The sequence below is a fragment of the uncultured Bacteroides sp. genome, assembly GCF_937912035.1.
Taxonomy (GTDB): Bacteria; Bacteroidota; Bacteroidia; order Bacteroidales; family Bacteroidaceae; genus Phocaeicola.
In genome coordinates, this window is sequence record NZ_CALDPF010000007.1 from 129,564 (window position 1) to 138,781 (window position 9,218).

Here is a 9,218-nt window from a genome sequence, read left to right on the forward strand (position 1 = left end):
CCCATGTTGAAACAACAGACTTTAAAAGGTAGCTTTTCACTGAATGGCAAAGGACTTCATACTGGAGTTAAACTGACAGTGACATTCAATCCTGCTCCGGAACATCACGGGTATAAGATCCAAAGAATTGACTTAGACGACCAGCCTATAATCGACGCTGTAGCGGAGAACGTTATTGATACGACAAGAGGTACAGTATTATCAAAGAACAATGTAAAGGTAAGCACTGTAGAACATGCTTTGGCTGCTCTATATGCAGCTGGTATAGACAACTGTCTTATACAAGTAAACGGTCCAGAGTTCCCTATTTTGGACGGAAGCGCAAAAGCATACGTGGAATGTATAGAAAGAGTTGGAATAGAGGAACAGTCTGCTCCAAAAGACTACTATATAATAAAATCAAAAATAGAATTCCGCGACGAGGCTACAGGCTCATGTATAACTGTACTGCCTGACGACAGATTCAGTATAAACACTTTAATTTCGTACGACTCGAATATTCTAACAAACCAGTTTGCCACACTTGAAAATATGGCAGACTTCCCTACAGAAATCGCTTCTGCCCGTACTTTTGTTTTCGTACGCGAAATTGAGCCTTTGCTTAATGCCGGACTCATCAAAGGAGGTGACTTGGACAATGCAATCGTAATATACGAAAAGCAGATGACACAGGAAAATTTCGATAAACTGGCCGATGTAATGAAAGTTCCTCACATGGACGCAAGCCATTTAGGATACATCAACCATATTCCTTTGGTATGGCCTAACGAACCTGCAAGACATAAACTTCTTGATATAATTGGTGATTTGGCTCTTATAGGTAAACCTATCAAGGGAAGAATTATTGCTACAAGACCGGGACATACTATAAACAACAAATTCGCAAGACAACTCAGAAAGGAAATTCGTCTGCACGAAATCCAGGCTCCTATATATAACTGCAACGAAGAACCACTGATGGACGTAAACCGCATACGCGAATTGTTGCCTCACAGATATCCGTTCCAGCTTGTCGACAAGGTTATTGCTATGGGAGCAAATTATATAGTAGGCGTGAAGAACGTCACTTCAAACGAACCATTCTTCCAGGGGCATTTTCCTCAGGAACCTGTTATGCCGGGAGTTCTTCAGATTGAGGCTATGGCTCAGGTTGGTGGATTACTTGTACTGAACTCGGTAGACGAACCTGAAAAGTATTCTACATATTTCATGAAGATAGACAATGTAAAGTTCCGTCAGAAAGTTGTTCCTGGCGACACATTGATATTCCGTGTAGAGCTCATGGCTCCTATCCGCCGTGGAGTTTCTACAATGAAGGGATATGTCTTTGTAGGAGAGAAAATCGTTTGCGAAGCTGAATTTATGGCTCAAATCGTAAAAAACAAATAATATAAATATGATAAGTCCTTTAGCATATATACATCCTGAAGCACAGATAGGAGAAAACGTTGAGATTGGCCCATTCGTATATATCGACAAGAATGTTGTAATAGGTGACAATAATATCATTATGCCTAATGCAAACATCCTTTACGGAGCACGAATAGGAAATAACAACAGAATTTTCCCGGGTGCTGTAATCGGTGCAATACCGCAGGATCTGAAATTCAAAGGTGAAGAAACCACAGCCGAAATAGGTGATAACAATACCATAAGAGAAAATGTTACCATAAACCGCGGTACAGCAGCAAAAGGAAAGACTGTGGTAGGAAGCAACAATCTCCTGATGGAAGGTGTACACGTGGCTCACGATGCTATAATCGGAAACGGATGTATCATTGGTAACTCAACCAAATTTGCCGGAGAAATCATTATTGACGACTACTCAATAATCAGCGCCAGCGTACTGATGCACCAGTTCTGCCGCGTAGGTGGTTATGGAATGATACAGGGCGGAAGCCGCTTCAGCAAGGATATTCCACCGTTTATCATAGCAGGTAGAGATCCTATCGCATACTGCGGAATAAACATCGTCGGACTGAGAAGAAGAGGTTTCTCAAACGAATTGATTGAAAATATCCACAACGCCTACAGAATAATCTACAACAGCGGTAAAAACACTGCTGAGGCACTTGAACAAGTGAAACAGGAAGTACCTATGAGCAAGGAAATAGAATATATTATCTCGTTCATAGAAAATTCGCAGAGAGGTATTATCAGATAATCATTTTTTTGTATATTTACAAAATAAAGATTTAACACTATAATAAAGATGGTTTACAAATTCAGACTCATATCAGACGAAGTCGATAACTTCCTAAGAGAAATTAAAATCGACTCAGACGCTTCATTCTATGATTTACATGAGGCAATCCTTAAGTGTACAGGTTATAAAGATGACCAGATGACTTCTTTCTTTATTTGTGATGATGATTGGGAAAAAGAGACAGAAATCACTCTTGAAGATATGGGCACAAGTAGTTCTGACGAAGACATCTACATCATGAAAGATACTCCGTTGAGCGAACTTCTTGAGGACGAAAAACAGAAACTGATATATGTTTTCGACCCATTGGCAGAAAGAATTTTCTTCATCGAACTGTCGGAAATCATTACAGGTCAGGATTTGAAACATGCTATATGCTCACGTCAAGAAGGTGAGGCTCCACAGCAGACTATCGATTTTGATGAACAGCTGAATACAGGACAATCGCTTGACTTAGGTGAAAATTTCTACGGTGATGAGGATTATGATATGGAAGATTTCGACATGGACGGATTCGACATGACAGAAGGTAATCCTTACGACGACGATAAATATTAATAATAATATTGACTAAACAACGAAGCGAAGAATACGGCTTCAACTACAAATGTTGATAATCCGTCATTCTTCGCTTTCTTAATTTATAAAAACTGATGAACGACAAGAAAACTCTCATAGTACTTATAGGACCAACAGGTGTAGGAAAGACTGACCTTAGCATAAAAATAGCAAAGAAATATGGTTCGCCAATAATCTCTGCAGACTCAAGGCAATTATATTCCGACCTAAAGATTGGTACAGCTGCACCAACGGAAGAATATCTGAAAAGGGTAAAACACTATTTCGTCGGTACACTGAAACTTACGGACTACTACAGCGCGGCACAGTATGAGAGCGAAGTCATCAGCCTTCTTGAAGAACTTTTCAAGACCAACAACACTATTCTTCTGACCGGAGGCTCCATGATGTATATAGATGCCATTTGTAAGGGAATTGACGATATTCCTACCGTTGACAACGAAACACGACAGATGATGATGGAGAAATACGAGAAAGAAGGTTTGGAAAGATTATGTGCCGAACTGAAACTGCTTGATCCGGAATATTACTCGATAGTTGACCTGAAGAACCCCAAAAGAGTGATTCACGCTCTTGAAATATGCTACATGACGGGAAAAACATATACTTCATTCAGAACAGGAAACAAAAAACAAAGACCTTTCGATATAATAAAAATAGGGCTTTGCAGAGACAGGGAGGAGTTGTATGACCGTATCAACAAAAGGGTGGATATCATGATAAACGACGGACTGGTAGATGAAGTGAAGTCTGTATATCAATACAAAAACCTTAATTCGCTCAATACAGTTGGTTATAAGGAAATAATACAATACCTGGAAGGGAACTGCACTTTGGAGTTTGCTATTGAAAAAATAAAGCAGAATTCACGAATATACTCCCGCAAACAAATGACATGGTTCAAGCGGGACAACGAAATCAAATGGTTTCGTCCTGACAGAGAAGAGGAAATAATGGAGTATATCGAAGCGGAAAGAGGAAAATAATCCTAATAATTCAGATATAAAAGAAGTAGCGGAAAGACTACTTCACAAGACGTGAGAATGTAGTCTTTCCTAATATCTTGGACTGGAATATTAATGAGAAACTGTATCTGTGTCTGAGTTTATCTACCCTTGTATGCTCAAGATTGTATTCTCTGACGGATTTATATTCCTTACGCATAGACAGGTAATCCTTTCTTGCCTTCATTACAGCACCAGCGTTTGAAAAATCCAACTTTAACAAGTAGAAAAACACAGCCAGATAATCAAGGAAACAACGTACAGTCATCACCTTTCCCAATTCTTCGGAAGGTAGATTCTTATACATCATCAACAGATTGTTCCGGAAATTAAGATATGTCTTGCGGGGATTTTCTTTCTTCAGTGTAGCTCCGCCAACATGGTATATCTTGCTTTCCGGAATACACATCAGGCGGTATCCCCTACTCAGCAAACGCCAACATAAGTCAATTTCTTCCATGTGAGCAAAGAACTTTGAGTCAAGCCCTCCCACCTTAGTGTAAACTTCTCGTCTTACAAACATTGCTGCTCCAGAAGCCCAGAATATTTCCGCAGGCTCGTCATACTGCCCATTATCATGCTCCAGACAGTCAAACACTCTTCCACGGCAGAACGGATATCCATACTTGTCAATATAACCACCTGATGCTCCGGCATACTCGAACTTTGATTTATCATGATAACTTAATATCTTAGGTTGACATGCCGCAACATCACTATGTTCCTCCATATACGACAGTATAGGTTCTATCCATCCTTCTGTAACCTCTACATCACTATTGAGCAAGACCACATATTCCGAGTCAACATGGTTCATCACCTTATTATATCCATCGGCAAAACCAAAATTCTCCGTGAAAGCAATCAGTCTGACTGTTGGAAATTCCCGACTTACGACATCTGTAGAATTGTCTGTAGAACCATTGTCCGCCACACAAATCTCAGCCAGTTCAGAATTGGTGAATTTCACGACAGAGGGCAGAAAAGTTCGCAACATTTCCGCCCCGTTCCAGTTCAGTATAACAACAGAAACTTTCTTCATGCGATATACATGTTAACAGAATTATTATTCTAAAATCTCGGACAATAAAGACTCACCGTCTGAACTGAAATCTCCCAATCTTACCTTTACCAGTTGATTATCCATAGCTTTCTCGCTATCCAGTTCCACACGGATATAATTATCAGTAAATCCATGCATAGGCATTCCAGGCTTGGAATGCTCTGCCAGCACAACGGCTTCTTTTCCTTTATGACGGGCATAGAATTCCTTTAACTTCACATCTGACAGTTCGAGCAATCTCTGACTTCTGGCATGTTTCTCTTCAGGAGATACCACATAGTCAATCTTCAATGCCTGAGTGCCTGGACGCTCTGAATAACTGAACACATGCAGCTGGGTTACATCCAATGATTTTATAAAATTATAGGCAGACTCAAAATATTCAGGAGTCTCACCCCTGGTACCAACTATCACATCGACACCAATAAAAGCATCCGGCATAAGTTGTTTGATTTTTCGTATTTTAGAAGCAAAAAGCCCTGTATCGTATCTGCGACGCATCAGTTTTAGAACTTCATCACAACCTGACTGCAACGGTATATGAAAATGAGGCATAAACCTCTTCGATGTCGAAACAAAGTCAATGATTTCATCTGTAAGAAGATTTGGTTCGATAGAAGAAATTCTGTATCTCTCTATTCCCTCTACCTTGTCCAGTTCTTTCACAAGGTCGAAAAAGGTTTCACCTGTAGTCTTACCAAAATCTCCTATATTAACTCCTGTAAGTACTATTTCCTTTCCACCCTCAGAAGCAACATTTTTAGCCTGTTCAACAATATCAGAAATATTTCCATTTCGACTTCTTCCACGAGCAAAAGGAATTGTACAATATGAACAGAAATAATCACATCCGTCCTGTACTTTAAGGAAATACCTAGTACGATCTCCCCTAGAACAAGAAGGCGAGAATTTACGAATATCCTTTGTTGCTGTTGTAATAGCTTCACCATGAGATTTTTTCTCCAGTGTTCCCAAGTATTTCATAAGATCACCTTTCTGTTCAGCCCCCAATACAAGGTCTACTCCTTCAATATCAGCAACTGTGTCGGGCTTAAGCTGTGCATAACAACCTGTTACAATAACATAAGCTCCCGGATGCGATTTGATCAATTTATGAATAGCCTGACGACATTTTTTATCAGCTACCTCAGTAACAGAACATGTATTTACAACTATTATATCTGCTTTCTCTCCTTTTCTAACAGTTCTTATACCTGCATCCTTCAATGATTTTCCTATAGTTGAAGTTTCTGCAAAATTAAGTTTACAACCTAATGTATAATAAACAGCTTTCTTATCCTGAAAAACGGTAGTATCTATCATAAAAAATAATATTTTCCGCAAAGTTACTCATTATTTCAATACATATATTAATTCATATCAAATAGCAAGTATATAAATGCAAAAAAAAGAAAAACACTTTATGTTAAATAAGTATAAATAGGCTGCAAAACATATTTTTTAGCAAAATTCATACACAAAAAAAGAACAACGTATCAAAAAACTATATATCTTTGCACCGTCAATTAAGATAACAACATAAGTATTACAGAATTTTAAAAGCAAAAAAAGATGAAGAAGTTAGTATTTTTATTCGTTACATTCGTTGCAGTATCATTTGCATCATGTGGTGGTAACAAAAACGCAAACACAGAATCTACAGAAGCTGCTGTAGTAGAAGAAGCTACTCCTGCATGCGATTCAGTATGCTGCGACTCAGTTGCTTGCGATTCAGCTGCTTGTGATTCAGCTAAAGCTTGCTGCAAGAATGCTGAATAATTATCAGTAGTTCTGATTAGGTAAAAAGGTTAAAGTCTGTGGGATAACAAAAAATCTGCAGACTTTTTTTGTGCCTATACATTTAGGAAAAAGCGAGATATAATGTTATTATACATAAATATCTCGCCTTAATATACAATAAAATATCTCAGAATAATAAAAGCCTCATCAACTGCATAGCCATATATAAAAAAGCTTCGAATAAAATCTAATTGATTTATTCAAAGACCAAACGGCCGAAAAAATCAGGACAGTGGAAACATGGTTCAGGAAGATTTATAGGAGACCATGAAAGAAAATGTGGAGTTTGCAACAGATCACCACATTTATAGAAATTAGCACGTAACACACGACCTGACAATTCTTTAAAATCATGACTGAAGAAAGAAGATACAGGAATAATCAATGAAAGTTCCCATGAAATCTCACCTAAGCGTTCCTCAAAAGGTTCTCTTCCCAATGAAGACCACCTCTTAATACCTGACAGTACCTCCTGAGAAGCAGGGTGTCTGTCGCCTTTCCTACCATAGTTAACTAATATTGTTCCTGCACAATTACATTCAAAATTATAATATTCGTTCTCATCTTCAGAACGGACAAAAAACTCACAGCACGAATCTTCCCACACTCGGCCCTGATCGGAAGCTGCAACGGCACGAACACTTGCTTCAGTTACTCTATAATTAAGCAATATTGATTCTCCGCAATGTACAATTCTAAATTCTACTTTTGGGCAATATGGATAATCAGGCCAATTTACAACGTTAATAGGAATAAACGCTATTGAAGCATCGTCCATTATTCTACTCACATTCTCTGCATCAGCTACAGCACAAGAGAGTTTCTTTACATGAATTTCTTTCATAATTATTAAAGTTAAGTTATATGGTACAATGCAAATATACTAAAACTTCAAATACAAATACACTTTTGCCAAATAAATTTATATTTACACCTTTATTTTATAAACATTTGTAGAATAAAAGAAGTTATCTCTTCTCCCAAAAACTAGGTGCAAACATTAATAATATGCCAAACAATTCCAATCGTCCTATAAGCATCAGAAAAGATGAAACCCACTTCGCAGCATCAGGAAGAGCACTCCAAGAATAAGCAGGACCAAAGCTACCAAAACCTGGACCTACGTTTCCAATGCTAGATACGGCAATACCCATGGCTTCCATCATCTCAAGTCCTAAAATCATAAAAATAAACCAGCCAACAAATGTACATATAATGTAAAGCATAGCAAAAGTTGTCACAGTAGAGATAGTAGAAGATGAAACAGAATGCCCATTGACCTTTACCGGTAGTACGGCACGCGGATGCATAAGCCTATTAAACTCATTCTTAACATTCTGCAAAATAATAAGAAGACGCATAGATTTCACCCCACCAGCCGTTGAACCAGTACAGCCACCTGCAAACATTATATAAACCAAAAGAACCAAAGTAAAATGCGGCCATGTAGAATAATCATCAGTTGCATATCCACATGATGTATGAATCGTTACAACCTGAAAAAAAGCACGTCTAAAGGCTAGTTCAAGTCCATACCCCTTTAAAAAATACAATGCAAATGTTATAATAGCTGTTACCGTTCCTACAGAAAACAAGAAACATCTTGTCTCGACATCTTTCAGCCAATGCCAGGTTTTTCCTTTGAATATCAGAAAATATAAAGAGAAGTTTATAGCTGAGAGCATTGTAAATATAGTTATAACATATTCAATAAAAGGCGAATTCCAATATGCCACACTATTCTGTTTTGTTGAGAATCCTCCGGTAGCTGTAGATGTAAATGCATGACATACCGCATCAAAAATACTCATTCCTCCTATCCACAACAAGAATGCTTCAACAATAGTAAGCATCAGATAAACCATCCATAACCCCTTGGCCATCTTGCTTATCTTTGGATGTATCTTGTCATGATTTACCCCAGTTGCCTCAGCAGAAAAAAGGACTTGATTTCCCACTCCGAATATAGGAAGTATTGCTATAGTAAAGAACACAATTCCCAAACCTCCTATCCATTGTGTAAAACTACGCCAGAACAACATCCCTTTGGACAACGATTCTATATTATCAAGAATAGACGCCCCAGTTGTTGTAAACCCGGACATCGTTTCAAAAAATGCGTCCGTAACAGAAGGTATACTGCCACTTATATAGAAAGGCAACATACCAAACAAAGTAAAAAACAACCATGTAAAAGCTACAATACAATATCCGTCTCTTCTGGATAGACTTTTGTCTGCATTCTTACCCAAAAACATAAACAGACTGCCTATACCAAAATTTATCAATAAAGAATAAACAAAGTGTATATAATCACTTTCATTGTATAAAAGGGAAACCAGTGTACATACCAAGAACATCACCCCCTCTAAATAGAGAAGTATACCAAGAATTCTGAAAATCATTTTTCGATTCAATAGGCTATGTCCCCGACCGGCCTCAATATGCATTTGTGAACTGATGAAGTCTTCCATATCTTATAAAATTAAAAAAGAGGCCACTAAAGCCTCTCTTACGTCGGGGTACCAGGATTCGAACCTGGGACCCCCTGCTCCCAAAGCAGGTG

General features: G+C 38.2%; 9 protein-coding genes. 5 read left to right on the forward strand and 4 right to left on the reverse strand.

Annotated elements, in window-relative coordinates; genetic code table 11:
- Positions 1 to 3 precede the first annotated feature (3 nt).
- From Q0486_RS01370 to miaA, 4 genes are all read left to right on the forward strand, one after another.
- Positions 4 to 1,389, forward strand: a complete 1,386-nt coding sequence (locus Q0486_RS01370) for a bifunctional UDP-3-O-[3-hydroxymyristoyl] N-acetylglucosamine deacetylase/3-hydroxyacyl-ACP dehydratase (protein ID WP_299229661.1) — start codon at positions 4 to 6, stop codon at positions 1,387 to 1,389.
- A gap of 7 nt (positions 1,390 to 1,396) precedes the next feature.
- Complete coding sequence (gene lpxA / locus Q0486_RS01375; RefSeq protein ID WP_299229664.1) at positions 1,397 to 2,164, forward strand: acyl-ACP--UDP-N-acetylglucosamine O-acyltransferase; 768 nt, start codon at positions 1,397 to 1,399, stop codon at positions 2,162 to 2,164.
- Between the two features lie 48 nt (positions 2,165 to 2,212).
- The gene (locus Q0486_RS01380) at positions 2,213 to 2,764 is read left to right on the forward strand and encodes a plasmid pRiA4b ORF-3 family protein (protein ID WP_235329246.1); all 552 of its coding nucleotides are present in this window, start codon (positions 2,213 to 2,215) and stop codon (positions 2,762 to 2,764) included.
- A gap of 95 nt (positions 2,765 to 2,859) precedes the next feature.
- On the forward strand, positions 2,860 to 3,771 hold the full coding sequence (gene miaA / locus Q0486_RS01385) for a tRNA (adenosine(37)-N6)-dimethylallyltransferase MiaA (protein WP_299229676.1): 912 nt from the start codon (positions 2,860 to 2,862) through the stop codon (positions 3,769 to 3,771).
- Positions 3,772 to 3,808: 37 nt separating this feature from the next.
- On the opposite strand, the gene Q0486_RS01390 is transcribed toward miaA, so the two are convergent.
- Both Q0486_RS01390 and mtaB read right to left on the reverse strand, forming a co-directional pair.
- A complete protein-coding gene (locus tag Q0486_RS01390) occupies positions 3,809 to 4,831 on the reverse strand; it encodes a glycosyltransferase family 2 protein (protein ID WP_299229679.1) in 1,023 nt (340 codons plus the stop codon).
- 24 nt (positions 4,832 to 4,855) lie between these two features.
- On the reverse strand, positions 4,856 to 6,175 hold the full coding sequence (gene mtaB, locus Q0486_RS01395) for a tRNA (N(6)-L-threonylcarbamoyladenosine(37)-C(2))-methylthiotransferase MtaB (RefSeq protein WP_299229682.1): 1,320 nt from the start codon (positions 6,173 to 6,175) through the stop codon (positions 4,856 to 4,858).
- Between the two features lie 249 nt (positions 6,176 to 6,424).
- Between mtaB and Q0486_RS01400 the strand changes: the two genes are divergently transcribed.
- Positions 6,425 to 6,631: a hypothetical protein gene (locus Q0486_RS01400; RefSeq protein WP_299229684.1), complete on the forward strand. Its 207-nt coding sequence runs from the start codon at positions 6,425 to 6,427 to the stop codon at positions 6,629 to 6,631.
- Between the two features lie 217 nt (positions 6,632 to 6,848).
- Here the strand turns inward: Q0486_RS01400 and Q0486_RS01405 are convergent, their stop codons facing one another.
- Together Q0486_RS01405 and Q0486_RS01410 are read right to left on the reverse strand one after the other, a co-directional pair.
- A complete protein-coding gene (locus Q0486_RS01405; RefSeq protein WP_299229687.1) occupies positions 6,849 to 7,496 on the reverse strand; it encodes a carbohydrate-binding family 9-like protein in 648 nt (215 codons plus the stop codon).
- Positions 7,497 to 7,620: 124 nt separating this feature from the next.
- On the reverse strand, positions 7,621 to 9,126 hold the full coding sequence (locus tag Q0486_RS01410) for a TrkH family potassium uptake protein (protein WP_299229689.1): 1,506 nt from the start codon (positions 9,124 to 9,126) through the stop codon (positions 7,621 to 7,623).
- Positions 9,127 to 9,218: the final 92 nt, after the last annotated feature.